The sequence below is a fragment of the Thermogemmatispora tikiterensis genome, assembly GCF_003268475.1.
GTDB classification, from domain to species: Bacteria; Chloroflexota; Ktedonobacteria; order Ktedonobacterales; family Ktedonobacteraceae; genus Thermogemmatispora; species Thermogemmatispora tikiterensis.
In genome coordinates, this window is the sequence record NZ_MCIF01000002.1 from 2,092,473 (window position 1) to 2,114,848 (window position 22,376).

The window sequence follows — 22,376 nt, forward strand, 5'->3', positions numbered from 1 at the left end:
GCTGGTGCAGATTAAGACGCGCGGGAGCCTGGCGGTATAGAGGTCAAGATGGCTACTGGACCAGCGGCGGCTCTTCGCGAGGATACTCAACCTGCGGCTCTTCGTACTGCGGTTGAGGACGCCTCGCCATCGGTTGAGCCTGCTGTGGCTGTGGCTCGGCAGCCTCGCTGGAGCGCGGACCCGTCTGGGCGCGATAACCCTGGTGGTAGCGCCGCTCAGGCTCTCCTGGCTGGCTGCCCGGGTAAGAGGTCTGGTAGGTATCCATTGGTCCCGGCGGCGCCTGCGGCGGCTGCTGCTGCCATTGCCACATGCCACCACTCATCGGCCAGCTGCGCCCCGCCCCCGGCCCCTGCTCAGCAAAGAGCACAGAGAGGGCCCAGGCCAGCAAGGCGATGAAGAAGATGCTCAGCATAATGCCGAACATCGCGCTACCCCAGCCCCACCACCAATGTGCCGGACCCAGGAAAAACAGAGGAATAAACCACCAGAAAAACCAACCCCGGTGGCGCCCAAAATGGTTTCGTCGGTACATTGTCGATCCTCTCTATCTCTCAACAAGCGCCCGAAAGGCGGAACTTCTATTCAAGTGCGTCCTTTTCCTGCAGCTTCTGATCTTCATTGCGCCATTCTCTCAAAGACAGAGTATAACAGATAGCTATCGCTGTCAAGGAAGAGGAGCATCCTCTTCTCCCTTCTCTCTTACAGAGGAGAACGCTGGCAGGTTGCATAACTCCAAGAGTCCGCCTGTTTCTCTCTCCCTCCACGGCCACGGCCTGGGCGCTGGCCGAAAGTCCTAGCCTGGCGTCACGGCTCGTCCGACATTCGACAGGTCAGAACAAATATTCTATAATCTCCAGTAGAAATAGAAAGAGAGCAGCGCTGGCGAGGATGGAAGGACGGGGAAAGCGCCAAAGAGAGCAGAGGATGGCCAGTATGATCACCATCTTCACCCGTCGAGGCAAACGGATCGAGATTCTCTCACAGAGTGAACTACGCCATCCGCGCCTGACAGGCAACCGGGTGCGCGCCTTCTGTCCGATTCACGGCAGTGATCATCAACGCTCGCTCTCGATCGACCCAGCCAGCGGCTGGGGCTATTGCTTTAACGCCTCCTGTCAAGCCAAAGTCCTGATAGCTGAATGGAATCCAGGTGCAGCCCACCATCTCCTGGCAGCCAACGCCAGCGGTAGTCGGGGACAGGCAAGCGCTCAGGAAGGGTCAACAGGAAGCCAGACCTCCTCGCCCTTTCACTGGCTGAGCCAGCCAGAAGAACGGCCTAGTAGCGTCAGCGTTCTGAACCGCTGGCAAGAAGAAGAGCGGCGTATATTGCAAGCCCTGGAACCCACCATGCAAGCGGCGTTGAAGTCCAGCAGCCTGGGGCGCGCCTACCTGCGCGAGCGGGCCATTCCTCTGGAGATCGCTCTTACTGGTGGCGTTGGCCTCCTGACGCCAACGATCATTACTCGCCTGACGCACTCTAAACAGCGACGCCTCCTGCAACGCTGGAGCGGGCGGTTGATTTTTCCTCTTCAAGCAGAAACCACAAGAGGCTATATCGGGCGCACACTCGTGGGATGGCAGCCTGGAATGGATGAAAACGCTCATAAGCAGCTCTTAGAGCGTCCCGGTCGCCCACAGCGCTGGATCAAAACCAATCCTGCCGGCTGTTTTAGCCTGCCACGAGAGCAGCTTGCCCCTCAGCTCATCGTGGTTGAAGGAACCTTTGATCGTCTGGCCTTGCTGGCGGCTGGCCTTCGAGCGAACGAAGTGGTCGCCCTGGCTGGCACCGCACTGCCCCTCAGCTGGCTCCCTGCCCAGGTTCGCAGCGTGCTGCTGGCCCTCGATGGCGATGAGGGAGGACGCGAGGCCACAACTCGTCTCAGCGCGCAACTCCGCGAGCAAGGGCGGGCAGTCAGCTGTTGCCTGATGCCCCTGGACGGACAGGGTAAGGACTGGAATGAGCGCTGGCGCCTGGCTGGCCGTGCAGGCTTGCAGCCGCTACTGGATAGCTATCGCCGTCTGTATTGACTTGTCTCTACGCGCGACATAGACTTACTTACAGCAGAAAAAGAACAACCACCAGCGCGGGCCGACCTGTCTCCCTGCCTCGAAGGTCAAGGGCCCCGAAAGCCCATCTGTTTGAAAGGAGCACGAGCCGATGAGTACCTCGTTCAACGCCGAACAGCCCCTGTGGGAGCCTTCAGAGGAACTAAAAGAGCAAGCCAATATTACGCACTATATGCGCTGGCTTGCCGAGCAGCGCGGCAAGCAATTCGCCAGCCGCCATGAGCTTTGGGAGTGGTCGGTCGCCGACCTTGAAGGCTTCTGGTCCTCGCTCTGGGACTATTTTCAGATCCAGGCCAGCCAGCCATATACTCAGGTGCTGGCCAGCCGCAGCATGCCTGGCGCCAGATGGTTCCCAGGCGCCGAGCTGAACTACGCTCAGCATGTCTTCCGCCAGGCCAGTGCTGAGCATCCGGCCATCATCTTCCGCTCCGAACGCGAACCGTGGCGCACGCTCTCCTGGAAGGAGCTGGAGCAGGCAGTGGGAGCCGTGGCCCAGGCCCTGCGTCAGCTCGGCATCAAGCGCGGCGACCGGGTCGTGGCCTATTTGCCTAATATTCCGGAGACAGTGATCGCCTTCCTCGCCTGCGCCAGCCTTGGCGCTATCTGGTCTAGCTGCTCGCCCGACTTTGGCACCAGCAGCGTCGTTGACCGTTTTCAGCAGATTGAGCCACGGGTGCTCTTCGCCGTCGATGGCTACCAGTACAATGGGCGCTCCTTCGACCGCAGGGGAGTGCTGGCTGAGCTTCAGACAGCCCTGCCTACGCTCGAACATACCATTATCATTCCCTACCTGCACGCCACCCCTGAGGAAGCCAGGGCCGGCCTCAGCAAGACCATTCCCTGGAGCAGTCTGCTCGCCCAACCAGCCCCCCTCACCTTCGAGCAGGTTCCCTTTGAGCATCCGCTCTGGGTGCTCTATTCCTCGGGAACCACTGGACTTCCCAAGGCCATCGTGCAGGGTCAGGGCGGCATCCTGCTGGAACATCTCAAAGTGCTCTCACTGGAGAGCAATCTTAAGCCGGGCGACCGCTTCTTCTGGTTCACTTCCACAGGCTGGATGATGTGGAACTTCCTGGTGAGCGGCCTGCTGGTCGGGGCCACGATCTTACTCTACGATGGCGCCCCCGGCTATCCCGATATGAATACCCTCTGGCGCTTTGCTCAGGATAGCGGTATGAACCTTTTCGGGACCAGCGCCGCTTACATCTCTGGCTGCATGAAGGCTGGTATCGAGCCAGGAAAGGAGTTCGATCTCAGCCAGCTCCGCTGCATTGGTTCCACTGGCTCCCCCCTGCCCCCAGAAGGCTTCCGCTGGATTTATGAGCACGTCAAGCGCGATGTCTGGCTGGCCTCGGTCAGCGGCGGCACCGATGTCTGCTCAGCCTTCGTCGGCGGCTGTGTCCTGCTTCCCGTCTATGCAGGTGAAATCCAGTGCCGTGCACTCGGCGCGCGTGTCGAGGCCTTCGACGAAGAGGGACGCTCTTTAATCGATGAGGTCGGCGAACTGGTGGTCACGGCGCCGATGCCCTCAATGCCACTCTTCTTCTGGAACGATCCAGATAATCGCCGCTACCGTGAAAGTTACTTCGAAATGTACCCGGGCGTCTGGCGCCACGGTGACTGGATCAAGATCACCCCACGCGGGGGCGCCATCATCTACGGTCGCTCAGATTCGACGATCAACCGCCAGGGGATTCGCATGGGAAGCAGCGAGATCTATCGCGTCGTCGAGAGCTTCCCCGAGGTGCTCGATAGCCTGGTCGTCGGAGTAGAACGCCCCGGTGGCGGCTATTACCTGCCCCTGTTCGTTGTGCTGCGCGAGGGAGTCCGCCTCGATGAAGACCTTCAGCGCCGTTTGAAGGAGGCTCTGCGCCGCGAGATCTCGCCGCATCATGTGCCTGACGAGATCATTGCCATTCCCGAGGTGCCCCGCACACTGAGCGGCAAGAAAATGGAGGTGCCAGTCAAGAAGCTGCTCCTGGGTATGCCTCTGGAGAAGGCGGCCAGCCCCGACGCGATGAGCAATCCTCAGGCGATCCAGTTCTTCGTTGACTTCGCCCGCCAACTCCAGGCTCGCTCGGGCAGTACGCCCTAGGCTCCGCCAGCTCCGCTGCTCTTCATCTCGCTTCATAGATGGATATACATTTATTATTTATTGGGGTTGGTTATAATGGAGGTGTAGCTTTGCCCAGCGCACAAGCGAAGCAAGGCCGAAGAGCGTGAGGCACTGGTCGACGGGCCGTCCACCAGTTCGTCGGCGGTTATCTCGACGGATGGACTGGAGGGCATGCTGACCGGTAAGAGAGGAGGCGGGGTGAGGAGCGGAGGGCTATGGATGAGCATGGTCAGAGCGTCCTCCGCAGAGGGGTGCTTGAGAAGCGTACTGCGCTGGAACTCTGTGCAGCCTGAAAAGGGAAAGGAGCAACATGCAAGAAAAGCCCCGGTGGGTCAAGCCGTCCTTCGAAGTCATTGCGGTGAGCCTTGAGTGCACTGCCTATGCAGGTGTACTCCTGTTGTTTGAACCTCAAAAGAGACAGTAGTACCGCGCTAGGCAGGGAGAGAGCAGGCAGAGGGCGCTAATGGAGGAAGGGTGAGCCGTAGAGGGAGGGGGCGGAGACTGAGCAGGTCCTGCCTCCTCCCTGCTCCCCGTCTGGCTGCGGTCGATGCCTTGTCTGGTTCTGCTTTGTTGGCCTGGGCTGCGGAAAGTGAGCAAACACCTCCAAGGATTGAAATGGAAGAGAGAGGCAGCCCGTTCAGGGATTAGAAAAACAAGAAAAATGTTGGTGCGTCTGCTCGGTACAGCAGCAGGAGGAGGCTTCCCGCAGTGGAACTGCAATTGCTCGAACTGCCAGGGTCTCCGTGCGGGAGAGCTGAAGGCGAAGGCACGCACACAGTCTTGTGTGGCGGTGAGCGCCGACGGCGAGCGCTGGTTTCTACTCAATGCCTCTCCTGATCTGCGCATTCAGCTTGAAGGTTTTCCACCTCTCTGGCCCCCAGCCTCTTGCAGGCGCGGCACGCCGATCGAGGCCATTTTGCTGACCGATGCCGATCTCGACCATACCCTCGGCCTCCTGCTCCTTCGGGAGCGTTCAGCTTTGACTATCTATGCGCCTGTGGCAGTTCAACAAGCCCTGCGCCAGGGACTGGTCCTACCGCAGTTGCTCGCTCATTACTGCTGCGTCGAGTGGCGTGAACCCGCCGAAGAGCTGGCTCCTCTGCCCACTGCGGCGGGCCATGAGAGCGGCCTTCTCTACCAGGCTATCCCCCTGACCGGCAAGCCTCCGCGCTACCTCGACCTCGCAGAGGCCAGTACGCTCGCAACCGGCTCCCCGTTCCGCGTTGGCTATTATCTCACGGATGTGCGGACTGGCGGACGTCTGCTTTTCCTACCAGGGCTAGCCCGACAAGAGGAGCAGCTGCAGCCCTACCTGCGAGCCTGCGATGCCATTCTCCTTGACGGCACCTTTTGGAGCGAGCATGAGCTGCAGGAGCAGGGTCTTGTCCAGGCAACAGCAAGCAGCATGGGCCATCTCCCAATCAGCGGGCCAGCAGGCAGTCTGGCCTGGTTAGCGCAGCTTCCTATTCCCTATCGCATCTATACCCATATCAACAACACCAATCCGGTCCTGGTCGAGGATTCGCCCCAGTATGCCACCGTGTACGCTGCCGGAGTCATCATCGGCTGGGACGGCCTAGAACTGCAGCTATGATTGCACACGCCCTCACCTCGCCTGCCGCTGACCAGAGGATCGCAGGGCAGATAAGCAATCGAGCCAGCAAGTAAGCTGGCTGGCAAGAGCGAAGAGAGGAGCTACTATGAGCACAGTGATTCTTGAGCCTTGGGATCACGAGACCTTTGTCGCCCAACTGCGAGCTGTTGGCATGACTCGCTATCATCATCTCCATCCTTTTCATCAAGCTATGAATCGAGGCGCCCTTTCTCCTGAGCAGATCCGCGCCTGGATCGTGAACCGTTTCTATTATCAGCAGCACATTCCGATGAAAGATGCGGCAATCCTTGCCAATTGTCCTCTCCCAGAGGTTCGCCGGCTCTGGCTTCACCGCATCAGCGATCACGATGGCGAGCACGAGGATGAGGGCGGCATTGCAGCCTGGCTGAAGCTGGCCGAAGCAAGCGGCCTCTCACGGGAAGAGGTGCTGAGCGGACGGCATGTGCTGCCTGGCGTCCGCTTCGCCGTCGAAGCCTATGTGACTTTCGCCCGTCAGCAGCCGTGGCCTCTGGCCGTAGCCTCCTCGTTGACTGAGCTGTTCTCTCCCGACCTGATGAGCGAGCGCCTGGCCGCCTTTGAGCGCTACTACACCTGGATTAGCCCGGAGGGGTTGACCTATTTCCGGGCCCGTTTGCAGCAGGCACCACGCGACGCGGCACAGGCACTGGAGCTGACTGTGCGCTACTGCACAACGCGCCAGCTTCAGGAGGGTGCTGTCCAGGCGCTCGCTTTTAAATGTGATGTGCTCTGGAGCATGCTCGACGCCCTGCAGTTCGCCTACGGCCCCTTGCCTGGCGAGCCGGCGCAGACAGCGGCCAGCACCAGCGCCCCCACTCCCGCCCCACAGGAAGGTCGCCTATGAGCACGCCTGGCGAAGGCAGTTTCCCACCTCCGAAGGTGCTGCGTCCCCGCCTGCTTCCCAGGGCACGGCTGGAAATCGATCGTCTCAGCCAGCGACCTATTCTGCTCTATCCCGAAGGAGTGATGATGCTCAATGAGACCGCAGCTGCTATCTTGCAGCTCTGCAACGGCGAGTATACGCTGGCCGATATCCTTCGAGAGCTGGCGAACCGTTACGAGGCCAGTCCCGAGCAGCTGCAGGATGATGTCTATGAATACCTTTGTTCGCTGCGGGACCAGAATCTCGTCGCCTGGCTAGAGTAGATCAGGTCCGCCTACTCCTTCGCCCGCTATCGGCTTCAGCACAGGATCGGTCGCCAGACAGGTTGTATAGCCAGAGAGGACATTGATCATGACGCTCAACGAGCAGCAGATGAAGCCATCTCCTTCACCAGGCACACATCAGCCGGAGGATGCTCTTTCTCAGGCCGCCCTGGGCAATACGCTGCGGCCATTCGGTTTGCTGGCCGAGTTGACCTATCGCTGTCCGCTCCGTTGTCCTTACTGCTCGAATCCGACTCAGATTCTCTCAGATCAGCGACAGCCTGAGCTGACGACTAGCGAGTGGCAGCGCGTGATCGGCGAGGCCGCCACCCTCGGGGTTCTGCATCTGCTCTTTTCAGGTGGTGAGCCACTCCTACGGCGAGATTTGCCCGTCCTTGTTGATAGCGCTCGCTCCATTGGCCTTTATACCAATTTGATCACCAGCGCCCTTGGCCTGACACGGCGCCGTCTACAGGAGTTGCGGGAGGCCGGTCTTGATAGCGTTCAGATCAGCTTCCAAGCCGACGAAGCTGCCCTGGCCGATGGCATTGCCGGCTGTCCGGGTGCTCATGAGCACAAGCTAGAGGCCGCGCGCCTGGTCAACGCCTGTGGCCTGCCCCTGACGATCAATGTGGTGCTTCACCGCGGCAACATCGAGCGCCTGCCGGCACTGATCACCCTGGCCGAGCGGCTAGGCGCTCAGCGCCTGGAGCTGGCCAGCACGCAGTATCTGGGCTGGGCCTTCTGCAACAAAGTCGCGCTGCTCCCGACAAAAGCTCAGGTGCAGCAGGCCGAAACGATTGTGCGCGCTGCTCAGGAGCGCCTGCGCGGACGCATGGAGGTCATCTATGTCTGGCCCGATTACTATGCTGAACGTCCCAAGCCCTGCCTGTATGGCTGGGGCCGCCGTTATCTGACCATCACCCCCGAGGGTGAGGTCCTGCCCTGTCAGACCGCCCGCGTCATTCCCAACCTGCATTTTGACAATGTGCGCCAGCATTCCCTGGCCTGGATCTGGCAGCGATCAGCGGCCTTTGAGCGTTTCCGCGGCAGCCATTGGATGCCTGAACCTTGCCGGAGCTGCCCGCTGCGTGAGCAGGACTTCGGCGGTTGCCGCTGCCAGGCCTTCCTGCTGACAGGCGATGCCGCCAATACCGACCCCGCCTGTAGTCTCTCCCCTCACCGTGCCCGTCTGCTCGCCATCCTCAGCGAGGTTGAGCAGCAGTCAGGCTCCTCGCCCAGCTTCCACCGCCCTTTCGCTCCCGATGGGCGGCCTCTGATACCCATCCTCTTCCGCACCAATCCCAAATCCTGCCCAGGGGAATAAGCGGGGGCACCTCCGAGTTTTACTGTTATGCTGTGGCTGGAGACAACCAGCATGAAAGCATTGCAGGTAGACCGCTGTGCGATCGTTCAAGAGAGGAGGTAATCGCTAGCGATGGATGATGCGGAAATTCTGCAGCGTATTGACGAACTGGTGGATGAGGAGCACAAACTGCTCAAGAAGGCGGAAGAAGAGGGGCTCACGGACGAGGAGCGCGTGCGCATGAAAGAGCTAGAGACTCGCCTTGATCAGTGTTGGGACCTGCTGCGCCAGCAGCGAGCGCGCCGCCATGCCCATCTCAACCCCGATGAGGCTCAGCCTCGCGATCCCCGTATCGTTGAGCATTACCTGCAATAACGCTCGCAGCCCAAGATCTGCCTATTCCCAGAGAGGCAGCCTGGCTGCCTCTCTGTCCTTTCTCTCCATATCCTCTCCTCGCCCAATTGGTCCACTTCATATAATGCACTTAGAGGCTCTTTCTCTATTCCTTCTGGTAGCAAGGCAGAATAAGATCGATGCAAGTACATCAACGTCCTATTTTTCGTCAGCGTGCACTGCACCATCATCTCTATGGACGAGAAAAAGATATTCTCCCGCATTTCATGGCATTGCCCGTACCCGTGCTGCTCTGGCTGCTCTTCGGGCTGCTTTTCGCCGCCGCAGCGCTCGCCTGGACAACGGAGATCCCGACCTACACCGTTGGCCCGGGCCTGGTACTAGACGCGGAAGCTTCCAGCGAGCGGTTCCAGTTGCCGTCACAGGGGGCCTTTGCGCTGATCTTCTTTCCCTGGGAAGCACATCAGAGGCTGCGACCAGGGCAACCTGTACAAATTACCTTACCAGCCACCAATCTCACGCTGAATAGTCACATAGCGCGCATTTTGCCGGGCGTCACCAGTCCTGCAACCGCCTGCACCTACTATACTACGGCTAATTCGCACCAAGCGTCATCACCGGTCACGCATCCCTCAGTAGCTGTACTGGTACCATTAGGCCAGCAGCTCTCAGCCAGCATCTATGCTGGAACGGGCCTGACAGCGCAGGTACAGACTGGTTTCACCCGCCTTATCAACTTGCTGCCAGGGGTTGGGATGTTGTCGGGAGGCCAGGGAGCGTTATGATGCACGACTACGGACAGCAAGGACAGTATGGACAGGAAGTAACTCAGGATCGCGACTATGTAGACATCTTCGACCCACAAGAATATATCACTGCACGTCGACCGCTCAAGCGACGGCGTATTCGTCCGATCGTCCTCCAGCAGGAGGGCGACTATCCAGCCATTCGTCCTCATCTGCGCCTGCCAGTCAGGCAGAAGCCAGCGTCAGCAGCAACACCAGTAGTGCCCGCAGCCGCAGCCGAAGGCAAGCAGATAGGCGAGCAACAGCAGCCCGCCGCAGCGGAGGCCCAACCCCCTCAGCAACAAGGTCAGGCCAGGCCGGCGGTTGAGGCAGGCACGCCGAGTAAGCGCGCCAGCAAGCAAACCTGGTCTGGCCGAGGATGGCGACGGCGGCGCGTCCGTCCCCTTACCCAAATGAACGTCGTCGAGTGCGGCTATGCCTGTCTGGCGATGATCCTCAACTATTACGGACGCCCTACCTCAGTCTCCGAGCTACGCATGCGGCATGGTCTGGGGCGCGACGGCCTCTCAGCGCTGAGCATCGTGAAAGCAGCCCGGAGCTATGGTCTGCGCACACGCGCCATCTCATTGCAGCGCACCGAGGACTTCCATGCCGTTCCGCTTCCGGCAGTGGTCCACTGGGAATTCAAGCACTTCATTGTCGTTGAGCGCTGGACTCCCCGCTGGGTGGAAGTCATCGACCCCGCCTGGGGGCGCAAGCGACTCACCCCCGAAGAATTCGACGCCGGCTTCACCGGCATTGTGATCCTTTTCGAACCAGGAGTACATTTCAGCACCGAAGGCAGCGCTCACCGCGTTACTCTCTGGATGCAGGTCAAGCAGTTCGCCCGTCAAACGCGCGGCACCCTGCTTCAGGTGCTTGGAGCTTCACTCTTCCTGCAGCTCTTTGGCCTGCTCCTGCCGCTGCTCACCAAGATCGTCATCGATCAGATCCTGCCAGATCACATGGTCGATATCATGGGCATCCTGGGCCTCGGCCTGCTGCTGCTCCTCGCCACTCAGGCTACGACCACGATCCTTCGCGAGTGGTTGCTGGTCTATCTGCGGGCCCGCGTCGACATCCAGCTGGTGCTCGGTTTCTTCGAGCATCTCCTCACCCTGCCCTTCAGCTTCTTCCAACAGCGCTCGAGTGGCGACCTGCTTCAGCGCCTGGGAAGCAACACCATCATCCGCGACACGCTGAGCAACCAGCTTATCTCAACCCTGCTTGACAGCGGCACGGTCATCGCTTATCTCTTTATCCTGCTCTGGCAGTCGCCGATCTTCGCGCTCCTGACCCTTGGCCTGGGACTGCTGCAGGTGCTGGTCCTTTTGGGGACCCATCGTATTGTGCTGGACCTGGCCAGCCGCGATCTGGCGGCCCAAGGCAAAGCTCAGGGCTATCTGGCTGAGACCCTGGCCGGAATGGCCACGCTCAAGGCCGCCGGCGCCGAGCAGCGCGCTCTCGAACGATGGTCGAATCTCTTCTACGAGCGCCTGAATATCACTCTGCGCCTCAGCTATCTCCAGGCCGGCATCAATACGGCCATGACCATTCTGCGGATCTTCTCACCGATCGCCCTGCTGTGGATCGGCGCCTACCAGGTTCTCAATGGCCATCTCAGCGTTGGTACCATGCTTGCCCTCAATACGCTGGCCAGCGCTTTCCTGACTCCCGTGGCTTCGCTCGTCAGCAGCGGACAACAGTTCCAGATCCTCTACGCCCACCTGGAGCGCCTGACCGACGTCACAACAGCCGAGCCGGAACAGGACATCGAGAAGGCTCAGTTGCCTCCGCGACTCAGCGGACGCATCTACGTGCAGAATGTGAGCTTCCAATATGGACCAGATTCGCCACGGGTGCTGAAGCAGATTAACATCCGTATTGAGCCGGGTCAGAAAATCGCTATTGTCGGGCGCACAGGCTCGGGCAAGAGCACGCTGGGTAAGCTCTTGCTGGCCCTCTATACGCCAACCGAAGGCGAGATCTACTACGATGGACTGCCGCTGAGCCAGCTCAACTACCAGGAGGTGCGGCGTCAATTCGGCGTCGTTCTCCAGGACAGCCAGATCTTCAGCGGTTCCATCTTGCAGAATATCACGCTCAATGATCCCAATGTTCCCTATGAGCGTATCGTGAAAGCAGCAACCGCCGCGGCTATCCACGAGGATATCATGCGTATGCCACTGGGCTACGATACTCCAGTGGCCGAAGGCGGTAGTGCCCTCTCGGGCGGTCAACGGCAGCGCCTCTGCCTGGCACGCGCCCTGGTCAATGAACCAGCCATCCTGCTCCTCGATGAGGCCACCAGCCATCTCGATGTGCTTACTGAACAGCGCGTCTCTGAGAACCTGCGCGCCTATCCCTGCACGCAGATCATCATCGCTCACCGTCTGAGTACTATCCGCGACGCCGATCTGATCCTGGTCATGCACGATGGCATGATCATCGAGCAGGGAACCCACGAGCAGCTACTCCAGCTGAATGGCTACTACGCCCAGCTTATGCGGCAGCAACTTGAACAGGAGGAACGCCAGGCTCGCGCTGGCGCCCGTTAAGGCGCGGTCCCGAGCCTGGCCCCCATTGGTCACTGATCCTCCGTGCTTTTCTCTCCACTCGCCCCATTCTCCCTGTTCCACCGCCTTTCTTCCCTCTTCTCTCCTTACAAATGATATATTGAAACTTATGTATTTGGCTTTATCCGTACAATGTACTTAGGCGTTCGGGTAGCAAATACGCTTTGAACGTATTTTGTTCAGGCAGGTCAGCCGGGCGTCGAAGGGCCACCTTGGGGGCGTCAGGAAGCCACCTGCCTGGGCAGCGTTATCCCAAAGCGTAGACGGGGTGCCCGAACGCACGACACCACAACAACACCAAAGGTACAAGAAAGGAAACGCACGCACATGAAGTTCGACATCGTTCGCGCATGGAAAGATGAAGCCTATCGCCAGAGCCTCAGCGAGGAGGAGCTCAGCCTGCTGCCTGAGAGCCCCATCGGTGAGGTCGAGCTGACTGATGCAGATCTGGAGGCCGTCCAGGGCGGTCACGGCAACACCGACGAGTGCAATAACACGGTTGCCGTGCTCTGTCTGCAGTCCCTGGCTGTGCTCCTCGGCCTCTGCAATACCAACGCCGCTGGCGGCTGTCTCTAGCAGTCGTCGCCCCACGCCAGGGGTCTCGGTATGGCCTGATCAGGATATACAGAGGGTTGGGATGCCTGACTCCGTCCCGACCCTCTGTTCGCGCCAGTTAAGGCTGCTCTGACAAGACACTCCCAGCCTTCTGGCGCTCGCTCACCTAGCCAGACCAGAACAGTAGAGCAGACGAGCAGGCGCCTGCTGAACTCTTATACCAGGGAATCCCATCCACAGCCCTCTGCCTGCCAGCGCTTGCTCCGAGCCGGGTCAAACCTCCGAGAACGATCAATGATCGAGTCCGCTGCAGCATGGTTCGCACGTTGCAATTCAGTTGAGATCCGCTACCACTACGCTCTTTACCTTCCAGCGGTCGCCAGTCTTTTCGCACCGCTCACCTCTATTCTTCCATGTTGACAAGCCACCTGAGCGGCAGGCATCGACTGCTGCCACAATCCATCGGTAACTACCGAGTAATGAAGAAGAAAGCAAAGAAAGGAGATGCAGCGCAGTACCAGGCTTCCTGGCACCGGTTAAGGCGGCGGGATCGCCTGTCCTGGCGCTGCATCCCAGCGCGTGATTCCATGAGCGAGACAACGAGCGAGACTATCACCGCTTCCGTTTCCTATCCGCAGGGTCGTTGGCAAGAGGCCGACTGGTACCGCGCCTTGACGTTGAACGAGCGCCTGGCCTTGTTGCGCACGACCCCGTTTCCGCCTACGCTGGATGCCCTCGAGGCAGAGGCTCTGGCGCGGGCCCAGCAGCGCCTGCAGCGTTGGAAAGAGCTACCGGCCTTGAGTGAGGAAGAGGGCCGCTTTGCCGCCCGCCTTGCACTGGATGGCCTGGATGAGGAGGAGCTACTGCTCCTGTTGGGTGAACCCGCCGAAGTCCTGCGCGCACGCTGCCCCGCTCCTCCCACCTGGCTGCTAGCTCTCAGCGAGGCTTTCTCCCCTACTGCAGGCCCGCACGACAACGGGGAAGAGGCCGAGACCGTCTGCTCCTCTCCTCTGCCAGGCCTGGAGGAAGGGAGCCACACGCGCTCGTTCCTCCACCCCTTTCTGCCGTTGATCAGGCGCGCCAGACGAAAGTTGGCCGCCGGCTTGCGGGAGCTGGCTCGGCGCTCCCTTTCTTTCTCGTTCGATGCCGAGAGGGTCCTTGATTTACTGGCGCGCAATATCCCCGGTCTATTGCTCCCTTCGATCTCGCGCGCTATCGTCCTGGAGCTTCACGTCGCGCGGGTTCAGGGCCGCCTGCACGGGGCCACTTCGGAGGAGCGCTTTCAGTATTTCCTGGAGCAGCTGAGCGAGCGTGAGGCGACCCTCGATTTTCTGCAAGAGTACGTGGTTCTGGCCCGTCTGGTAACGGAGACGCTTGAGCGCTGGGTCTGCCGCTCACTGGAGCTGCTGGAGCGCCTCACCGACGACTGGCCACTGATCTGCTCCACTTTCCTCACCAACGGCGAGGCCGGGTCGCTGTGCGAGATTCACCAGGGCGCCGGGGACCTGCATCGCAACGGGCAGAGTGTGATCTTGCTACGCTGGGACTCCGGTTTCCGCCTGGTTTATAAACCGCGCTCGCTGGCTATTGATCGCCATTTTCAGGAGCTGCTCGCCTGGATGAATGAACGAGGCTTCAGCCCACCTCTGCGTACGCTGACAGTCCTTGATCGGGGACACTATGGCTGGGTCGAGTTTGTTCAGGCTCGCCACTGCTCCTCTCGCGAGGAGATTGAGCGCTTCTATCTGCGCCAGGGCGCCTACCTGGCCTTGCTCTACGCCCTGGAGGCCTCGGACTTTCATGCCGAGAATATCATCGCCTCCGGCGAGTATCCGATGCTGATCGATCTGGAGACGCTCTTCTTACCCCAGATCAACCCCGAAGTGTTGCAGGCCCAGGGAGCGCCCGGCCTGGAGGCCATCGGCCATTCGGTGCTGCGCGTGGGCTTGTTGCCGCAGCGCCTCTGGTCAAACCAGGAGGGTGAGGGGATCGATATGAGTGGCCTCGGCGGCCAGCCCGGCCAGCTCTCTCCGCGCCCTGTCCCTACCTGGAAAGGTACAGGCACCGATGAGATGCGCCTGACCAATGAGCGCGTCGAGCTGCCCGTGAAGGAGAATCGCCCGCGCCTCAATGACCAGGATATCAATGTTCTGGATTACAGCCAGTGCATCATTGAGGGCTTTACTCGCGCCTACCGCCTCCTCATGGCCCAACGCTCGGAGCTGCTCGAGACCTATCTTCCACGCTTTGCCGATGCTGAGGTTCGCTGCGTGCTCCGTCCAACACGGATTTATACGCAGCTGCTGGTCGATAGTCTGCATCCCAACGTGCTGCGCGATGCCTTGGATCGCGATCGTCTCTTTGACCGACTGTGGGCTACGACGGAGCGCCTCCCGTATCTGGTGCCACTGATCCCTGCTGAGCGGCGCGACTTGTGGCGCGGGGATGTTCCGGTTTTTACGACCACAGCAGCGTCAACTGATCTCTTCACGTCAGAGGGCGAGCGCCTGTCTGCTTTCTTCAGCGAACCCGGCCTGGAAGTGGTACGCCGACGCCTGGCCGAGCTCAGTGAGCTGGACCTGGAGAAGCAGCTGTGGATCATTCGTGCCTCCTTCACGAGCATGATCGATGCCACCACTCCCCAGAGCTACACACGCCTGGAGCTGCACCCCGCCCGCACTTCTCCAACCCTGGAGCGGCTGCTGGCCGCCGCCTCGGCGATCGGTAACCGCCTGCGCCAGTTTGCTCTCTACCAGGGTGAGTATGTGGGCTGGCTGGGCGTGACACCGGTGAACGACCGCGAGTGGCACTTGCTACCCGCCGATGGCGATCTCTACAATGGACTGGCAGGCATCGCACTCTTTCTGGCCTACCTGGGCCACCTGACAGGCGAGCAGCGCCACACTGAGCTGGCACGGATGGCCCTGCGCACGATCCAGCAGCAGATTATGCGCCGCAAGTACTTCCCCCGCGCTTACGGAATCGGCGCCTTCAATGGCCTCGGCTCTTTGATCTACCTCTTCTGCCACCTGGGCGCCCTCTGGAGCGAGCCTGCCCTCTATCGTCAAGCAGAGGAGCTGGTTCCCTCGCTCCTGGCGAAGGTTGAGCAGGACCAGGTCTATGATGTGATCGGCGGAGCCGCGGGAGCTATCGCAGCGCTGCTCTGCCTGCAGCGTGTGTCTCCCTCGCCCGAAACGCTGGCGGCTGCTGTCCGCTGCGGCGAGCATCTGCTCTCCCATGCTCAACCCCAGGCACAGGGCGGCTGCGGTTGGCCAACGACGCGTCAGCCGGTCGCGCTGGCCGGTTTTGCTCACGGGAACGCCGGGATCGCCTTGTACCTGATGCAGCTGGCTCAGGTCAGCGGGGAGACACGCTTTGCCGAGATGGCCCGTGCAGCGCTAGCCTATGAGCGCACGCTTTTCTCGCCCTCACGCCAGAACTGGCTGGATCTGCGTCAGCGCCCACCTTCTTCAGGTGTCAACCAGCCAGTAGGGGAGAAATATATGGTGGCCTGGTGCCATGGCGCACCCGGGGTGGCTCTCTCGCGCCTGGCCCTGCTCTCGCTGCTCGATGACCAGGAGCTGACAGAGGAGATCAAAGCCGGTTTGCGTACGACCCTGACTCAGGGTTTTGGCCTGAACCATTCCCTCTGTCATGGGGACCTGGGCAACCTGGATATCTTGATCACCGCCGCTCGCCTGCTACCCGGCGAGACCTTCGCTGAACATATCCCACGCATCGCCGCGGCCTTGCTGGAGAATATGGAGCACCAGGGCTGGGTCTGTGGTGTACCGTTCGGGGTGGAAACACCCGGACTGATGACAGGACTGGCGGGGACCGGCTTTGCCCTTCTGCGCCTGGCCTCTCCCGAGCGCGTCCCCTCAGTGCTGCTGCTGGCACCGCCAATGGCGCCCTCAACGCCCGCAGTCTGAGTGGAGCATGCTGAACATAGACCCCCCCCAACCGATGGTACGGCGTTGGAGACAGGTCCATAGGAGCGGGAAAGAGGCCCGGCTCAGTTCGAGACCAAGGGGAGCAGTCGTCGCGACTGCTCCCCCCAATGCACAGAATACGTAGTGAAGCACCTTTGCTTCGTAAGGAATCACGCACCAGGCTCATCGCTTTCCCCTCCCCTAGTATAGAGCGACACACCAAGAGTGGCCCTCGCCTGTCTTTCTTCACTCGCTCTCTCCACTGTCTCCACCGGCAAACCAACTTGCTCGACTGGACCTTGACAGCGAGCCTCTTGCTATGGGGTCTGATCGCCTTCCTGCTTACCCTCTACTGGATCACCCGCGTCGAACGCGACAGCGGTCGCTTGCGCCCGCGCTGGAGCGAAATCTTCACGCGCTTCCCCAAGTTTGTCATCGGTTTCATTCCGGCCTCACTCGTCATGGCCGTCCTGATCAATTTACATCTGTTGCAGTCCAGTCCGGCGATGATCAACGACCTCAACGCGCTGCGCACCTTGGCTCTTTATCCTGGCCGTCGTGAGCATCGGTCTGGGCTTCCGGCTAGAGAGCTTCAAATTGGCTCTTCGCCTTCCACAGTCAGTCAGCTTGCAGAACAAGGGCAGCGAGCATGTGGCCAGTCTTCCCCCTACGTCCGTTGCCCTCTCTTAGCCCCGCGCGATCCTGGCAGCGTGAGTAATGATGGCAGGGGGTAGGACGGTAGGATGGGACGGGCCGGGAAAGCAAACTGCTGAGGAGAGCAAAAGCAGAGGGCGGAATGACCCTCCTGGAGGAGATTGTCACTCCGCCCTCTTCCTCTATGGTATGGAGGTGCCGGTGGTGAGACTCGAACTCACAACCCTTGCGGGACCTGTTTTTGAGACAGGCGCGTATACCGTTCCGCCACACCGGCTCTGGAGCCAGGAGCACTTTGCCAAGCAGCTGCTCAGACTCAGAAAAGCTGCCAGGCTGACAGCGAGCATACCTGTCCTTCGCTCTGGCAGCTTCCAGTATACAAAAGTCTGCGACTGACGTCAAGCCCCGGCTGAGCAAGCAGAAAACCGTGCGCTCCGGACTTCTCTTATACTCACGAGGCAAAACCAAACGGTCCGACCGCGCGATACTTCTCGTAGCGCATCTGCACCAGTCGATCGACAGGAATCTGCCTCAGCTCCTGTAAATGGTGAATGAGGGCCATCTTAAGATTCTCCGCCGCCAGCCGATGGTTATGGTGAGCACCGCCCAGGGGCTCAGGGACCAGCTCATCGATCAGCCCCAAAGCGTATAGCTCGCGCGCGCTGATGCGCATGGCCTCTGCCGTCTGGGGGGCATAGACCTTATCGCGCCAGATAATCGAGGCGGCGGCCTCGGGAGCGGCCACCGTATAAATACTATATTCCAGCATCAGCAGGCGGTCAGCCACGCTGATGGCCAGAGCGCCGCCGCTTCCTCCCTCACCGATCACCGCTGCAATGATAGGCACGCGCAGGCGAGCCATCGCATAGAGGCTGGCCGCAATAGCGCTGCCCTGACCCCGCTCCTCATCCTCCAGGCCAAGGAAGGCCCCCTGAGTATCGACCAGGCAGATGACCGGATAGCCGAATTTCTCGGCCTGCTCCATGAGGCGAATGGCCTTATGGTAGCCCTCCGGGTGAGGCATGCCGTTGTTATGATACATCTTCTCGCGCATGCCGCGCCCCTTCTCGTGGCCGATGATCATCACTGTTTCCCCGTTGAAGAGGGCAGGGCCGCCGATGATGGCCTGATCATCACCCACGCGGCGATCGCCATGCAGCTCGAAGAACTCCTCGCACATCAGATGGATGAAATCAGCGGTATAGGGGCGATCCTTGTGACGCGCCACCTGAACCGTCTGCCAGGCAGTCAGACTGCGATAGATTTCCTCCGTACGGCGGCGCAGCTCGCGCTCGTACTCCTGCAACTGGACATGCTCCTCCGGGCGGAGGCGCTCCCCCTTACGCTGCAGGGAGGCAATGCGCTTCTCTAGCTCCGCCAGGGGCTTCTCAAACTCAAGATCGTAGACCATCCTGACCTCCTCCAACCTCGGCCCGCGACTGCGCTGGCTGGCGAGACAAGAGTGTTGCCGCCTCGACCGACGACTGCGCAGCGGGGGCAGATTGCTGTGCCCGCTCAGCCTCCGGAACCTTATAGAGGCGCAGCAGGCGGGCCAGCGTGGCGCGCAACTCGCGCCGATGGACCACAGCATCGATCATCCCATGCTGGAGCACAAATTCGGAATTGACTGTTCCCTCGGGCAACTTCACATGCATAAATTGCTCGATGACACGCGGACCGGCAAAGGCAATCAAGGCCCCCGGCTCGGCCAGGATCACATCACCAAGCATGGCAAAGCTGGCGGTGACACCCCCCGTAGTCGGATCGGTAATCAAGCTGAAATAGGGAATGCGGGCCTCACTCAGGCGCGCCAGAGCGGCGACCGTCTTGGCCATCTGCAGCAGTGAATAGAAACCCTCCTGCATGCGCGCTCCACCAGAGGTCGAGACCACCAGCACCGGCCAGCGACGCTCCAACCCCAGCTCGATGGCGCGCGTCACCTTTTCACCCACCACCGAGCCCATGCTCCCGCCGATAAAGCGGAAATCCATCACCGCTAGCGAGAGCGGTAGCCCCTCGATCGTACCGTAGCCACGGATCGCTGCCTCATTGAGGCCCACCTTGGCCCGCTCTTCTTGCAGCTTCGCCGCATAGGACTGGGAGCGGCTCACGAAGTTCAGAGGATCAACCGAGACCATCGCGGCGTCCAGCTCCACAAAACTGCCGGGATCAAGCAGGAGGCTGACCCGCTCATGGGCGGTCAAGCGGAAGTGATAGTTGCAGCGTGAACAGACCTTTAAATTCTTCTCCCAGTCTCGGCTATAGAGGATCTCCTTACATTTGGGGCATTTAACCATCAAATTATCGGGAGCAACCCCCGGTCCCGAAGGCCGCTCAGGTTGCGGCCCACCAGAAGAGCCCGCCGCTTCCTTCGCCATAACAGTACCCTCTTATGTTTGTGACGTTGCGATGAGTCGTTGATGTTGCCCTTATCTGTAGCAGCAGCAGTTGTTTGACTTCACTATTCATCCTGGGCCAGAAGTGCTTCTACAAAGCTCTCTGGATCAAAGGGCGTCAAATCGGTGACCTTCTCGCCGGTACCGAGGAACTTGATAGGCACGCCCAGGTCGTCGGCCACAGCAAAGGCAAAGCCACCCTTGGCCGTACTATCCATCTTGGTAATGATGACGCCAGTCAGACCAACATCTTCAGCGAACTTTCGCGCCTGCAACAGCGCATTCTGGCCCGTGGTGGCATCGATCACAATGAGCAGCTCCTGGGGGCCCTCGGGCAGGAACTTCTGTACCACCTTCCCGATCTTCTTCAGCTCCTCCATCAGGTTGAACTTTGTGTGTAAGCGTCCAGCAGTATCAACCAGCAAGACATCATGGCCACGAGAGAGGCCAGCCTGAATGGCATCATAGACCACCGCCCCGGGATCGGAGCCGGGGTTCTGGCTGATGACTGGCACATCGATGCGCTCCCCCCAGGCTTTTAGCTGTTCGATCGCTCCAGCACGGAAGGTATCGGCAGCCGCCAGGATGACGCGATGGCCCTCCTGCTTGAGACGGTAGGCGAGCTTAGCCACCGTAGTGGTCTTACCTGAGCCATTGACACCGATGATGAGCATGACCGTCAGCGGCGCCTGAGTGGCAAAGTGCAATGGTGCCGCTTTGCCGAGCAGGGTCAGCAGTTCTTCACGCAGAGCACGCCGCACCTGCGAGGTTGTACGCAAGCGCTCCTGCTCAGCCCGCTCGCGCAGGCGCTCAAGCAGCCAGGTCGTTGTGCTAGCCCCAACATCGGCTTCGATGAGGGACTCCTCAAGCTCATCCCAGAAGGTGTCAGTTACCGGCTCGTCTTGCCGGAAACTCTCCTGCACCCGCCCAAAGAGCCGGCGCGTACGACTCAGGCTGGCCTTGAGAAAGCTCAGCCGCTGCTCGAACGCCGAGTCCGCCCCCTTCCGCTCCTGCCCTGCAACGCTCTCTTCTTGCCTGGCAGCTTCTTCTTCCTCTTTCGGTTTACGACCAAAAAATCTATTAAGCACCGTGATTTCGACTCCTTCAGGCGATCAGAGACTTCAGCCCAATCGTTCGCCAACAGCGCACTGTGCTCTCCTTCCGCCTGCCCCTCGCCTGGTTGCTCCCAGATCTACCAGCGTGATCACTCTGCCCCCATCTGGGAAGAGCAGAGGAGGCAAGCGCTGGCCGCCCGCGATCCGGTCCCCAGGCAGACAACAAGAAGGAGCCAGGCCAGCAGACTGACAGACCTCACTCGCTTCCTGCCGGCCCCAGCCATCAGCTTTCATTGTAGACGATTCCTACCTGAGAAGTAAAGGGAGGTCTGGCTCACGCGCGCTCACCGGATAGCGAGAAAGGCAACAAGCCATTGAAGAGAGTCACAGGCAGGGATAGTAGCCACGCTCGCACTTGCCTTGCTATGCGCCGTCTCAACAGACAAACCTCGCTACAGCCGCAAGCAGGCCTTACGTGGCACGGAAGAGAGCCAAGAGCTGGGGGATTAGCCGGGCAGAAAGCGGCGGAAGAAGAGAGCAAATGGGGCGAACTTGTAAGTGAGGGCCTGCTCACCTGGGACGGAGCCGTGCGGCAGGTGAGAACGCCCTCGCTTTACAAGTGCGCGCTGAAGCTGAAAAGGCATCAGGCAGAGCAAGAGCATCGTGCCAGCGTCTTTTCAGCAGCTAAACACACAAAGGAACCCGTTGCACGCGACCGAACCGGATCGGGGGCAGGGCAGCGGCGGGTATCCCTGTTGCCCACCACCGTAGCCATCCAGGTACTGCGCTGATTGCTCTATGGATGGGATCTTAGCAATTGGAGGCCGGTTCACGAGCGGCTGCCACGGTACTGATGGAGAGAGCCATCACTAATGGGTTCATTAATGATGATATCTCCATTCCTGATCTTGATGTTGTACAGGCAAGAGGGATTGGTACAGACCCAGGCCTTGTACTCGATAGAAGCTCCCTGGCTGCCGAAGTCCGAAAGCGGAACCAGATCACCTTCACTACATTTGCGACACCGAGGAAACGAGAATTCCACGAAATCGCCTCCTTCCTTCTCTCTGGAGGATTGTATTCGCCTGCCTAACCACGAGACCAGGCGAGGCTGGGCGAAGAAGTAAGCCGAGGGGGAGCCTCCGCCTCTGCATCCGCGTCCCCACAGCAGTCATACATAGTCCATGCCGCCGCTATCATACCACAGATTGTCTCTTGTGTGACACCCTCTTTCCCTATGAGGGGTCGGTTTTGCTGGGAACGGCCAATCCCAACCGCTCGCGCGTGTATCTCTTCGATACCACACGATTATAACATATCTATTCGTCACACACAATTGTTTCTGCCGAAATGGCAAGCAAGAAGCAAGCGCGGCTGAGGGTCGTCAGCATCGTTTGAGGTCAGGATGGGGGCTGACGTGAACATACCTGAGCTTGCCCTCACCAGCATCCTCCTCTTGCGCTTCGCCTCCTGCCCCACTCCGCCGCCTGTTTGCTCACTCTACACATTAGCATACCAGGGAGAAGCAAGTCCTGACCCGGTCCAGGGAGACACTGTCTGCACCTGTCCCTTGCAGCTTTGGCAGCCTGGTGGCTTTCCGCCAGTTTCCGCGAGCGAGCGAGCGAGTGCCAGCGAAGAGCGGTCTGCTGCCTGGCTGGCCAGCCAGGCCAGCCGGGTGAGGAAAATTCCCCAGAGGTGGAAATCTCTTCGCCCTCCAGTAGATTCCTGGAGGGAAGACCAGCGTCTTTCGGCTCTCCAGGCGCTCTGCTCTCTGATCTCTCCGCCCGGAGACAAGGCCAGG

At 60.1% G+C, this 22,376-nt stretch carries 17 protein-coding genes and 1 tRNA gene; 12 read left to right on the plus strand and 6 right to left on the minus strand.

Going from position 1 to position 22,376, the window contains the following annotated elements; translation table 11 throughout:
• Positions 1-52 precede the first annotated feature (52 nt).
• Positions 53-532: a hypothetical protein gene (locus A4R35_RS08360; RefSeq protein ID WP_146747146.1), complete on the minus strand. Its 480-nt coding sequence runs from the start codon at positions 530-532 to the stop codon at positions 53-55.
• Positions 533-924: 392 nt separating this feature from the next.
• Here A4R35_RS08360 and A4R35_RS08365 point away from each other — a divergent pair, with 392 nt between their 5' ends.
• The 12 genes from A4R35_RS08365 (at position 925) to A4R35_RS08420 (ending at position 17,204) form a co-directional block, all read left to right on the plus strand.
• Positions 925-2,028, plus strand: coding sequence for a toprim domain-containing protein (locus A4R35_RS08365; protein ID WP_189361547.1), 1,104 nt, complete (start codon positions 925-927; stop codon positions 2,026-2,028).
• A gap of 130 nt (positions 2,029-2,158) precedes the next feature.
• Positions 2,159-4,162 (plus strand): acetoacetate--CoA ligase, encoded by a 2,004-nt coding sequence (locus A4R35_RS08370; protein ID WP_112428356.1) that lies wholly within the window; start codon positions 2,159-2,161, stop codon positions 4,160-4,162.
• Between the two features lie 682 nt (positions 4,163-4,844).
• Positions 4,845-5,777, plus strand: a complete 933-nt coding sequence (pqqB, locus tag A4R35_RS08375; protein ID WP_112428358.1) for a pyrroloquinoline quinone biosynthesis protein PqqB — start codon at positions 4,845-4,847, stop codon at positions 5,775-5,777.
• Between the two features lie 106 nt (positions 5,778-5,883).
• Positions 5,884-6,660, plus strand: coding sequence for a pyrroloquinoline-quinone synthase PqqC (pqqC, locus tag A4R35_RS08380; protein WP_112428360.1), 777 nt, complete (start codon positions 5,884-5,886; stop codon positions 6,658-6,660).
• Positions 6,657-6,962: a pyrroloquinoline quinone biosynthesis peptide chaperone PqqD gene (pqqD, locus tag A4R35_RS08385; protein WP_112428362.1), complete on the plus strand. Its 306-nt coding sequence runs from the start codon at positions 6,657-6,659 to the stop codon at positions 6,960-6,962. Before pqqC ends, pqqD begins: the two co-directional genes overlap by 4 nt.
• 88 nt (positions 6,963-7,050) lie before the next feature.
• Positions 7,051-8,289, plus strand: coding sequence for a pyrroloquinoline quinone biosynthesis protein PqqE (gene pqqE / locus A4R35_RS08390; protein ID WP_223258252.1), 1,239 nt, complete (start codon positions 7,051-7,053; stop codon positions 8,287-8,289).
• Positions 8,290-8,400: 111 nt separating this feature from the next.
• Positions 8,401-8,643 carry a DUF2630 family protein gene (locus tag A4R35_RS08395; RefSeq protein ID WP_112428364.1) on the plus strand — a complete coding sequence of 81 codons (243 nt, stop codon included), beginning with the start codon at positions 8,401-8,403 and terminating at the stop codon, positions 8,641-8,643.
• A 158-nt stretch (positions 8,644-8,801) separates the two neighbouring features.
• Positions 8,802-9,407: a hypothetical protein gene (locus tag A4R35_RS08400; RefSeq protein ID WP_112428366.1), complete on the plus strand. Its 606-nt coding sequence runs from the start codon at positions 8,802-8,804 to the stop codon at positions 9,405-9,407.
• The gene (locus tag A4R35_RS08405; RefSeq protein WP_112428368.1) at positions 9,404-11,965 is read left to right on the plus strand and encodes a peptidase domain-containing ABC transporter; all 2,562 of its coding nucleotides are present in this window, start codon (positions 9,404-9,406) and stop codon (positions 11,963-11,965) included. The genes A4R35_RS08400 and A4R35_RS08405 overlap by 4 nt, the downstream gene beginning before the upstream one ends.
• 345 nt (positions 11,966-12,310) lie before the next feature.
• Positions 12,311-12,559, plus strand: coding sequence for a mersacidin/lichenicidin family type 2 lantibiotic (locus A4R35_RS08410; RefSeq protein ID WP_069803490.1), 249 nt, complete (start codon positions 12,311-12,313; stop codon positions 12,557-12,559).
• A gap of 566 nt (positions 12,560-13,125) precedes the next feature.
• Positions 13,126-16,470 (plus strand): type 2 lanthipeptide synthetase LanM family protein, encoded by a 3,345-nt coding sequence (locus A4R35_RS08415; RefSeq protein ID WP_189361549.1) that lies wholly within the window; start codon positions 13,126-13,128, stop codon positions 16,468-16,470.
• Positions 16,471-16,754: 284 nt separating this feature from the next.
• Positions 16,755-17,204, plus strand: a complete 450-nt coding sequence (locus tag A4R35_RS08420; RefSeq protein WP_112428372.1) for a hypothetical protein — start codon at positions 16,755-16,757, stop codon at positions 17,202-17,204.
• Between the two features lie 116 nt (positions 17,205-17,320).
• On the opposite strand, the gene A4R35_RS08425 is transcribed toward A4R35_RS08420, so the two are convergent.
• The 5 genes from A4R35_RS08425 to A4R35_RS08445 all read right to left on the minus strand — a co-directional run bounded on the left by A4R35_RS08425 (position 17,321) and on the right by A4R35_RS08445 (position 21,620).
• Positions 17,321-17,401: transfer RNA gene (locus A4R35_RS08425), tRNA-Leu, on the minus strand.
• Positions 17,402-17,575: 174 nt separating this feature from the next.
• A complete protein-coding gene (locus A4R35_RS08430; RefSeq protein WP_112428374.1) occupies positions 17,576-18,535 on the minus strand; it encodes an acetyl-CoA carboxylase carboxyltransferase subunit alpha in 960 nt (319 codons plus the stop codon).
• Positions 18,519-19,502: an acetyl-CoA carboxylase, carboxyltransferase subunit beta gene (accD, locus tag A4R35_RS08435; RefSeq protein WP_112428376.1), complete on the minus strand. Its 984-nt coding sequence runs from the start codon at positions 19,500-19,502 to the stop codon at positions 18,519-18,521. Before accD ends, A4R35_RS08430 begins: the two co-directional genes overlap by 17 nt.
• 83 nt (positions 19,503-19,585) lie before the next feature.
• On the minus strand, positions 19,586-20,608 hold the full coding sequence (gene ftsY, locus A4R35_RS08440) for a signal recognition particle-docking protein FtsY (protein ID WP_112428378.1): 1,023 nt from the start codon (positions 20,606-20,608) through the stop codon (positions 19,586-19,588).
• Positions 20,609-21,404: 796 nt separating this feature from the next.
• Positions 21,405-21,620, minus strand: coding sequence for a hypothetical protein (locus A4R35_RS08445; protein ID WP_052888209.1), 216 nt, complete (start codon positions 21,618-21,620; stop codon positions 21,405-21,407).
• Between the last annotated feature and the right edge of the window lie 756 nt (positions 21,621-22,376).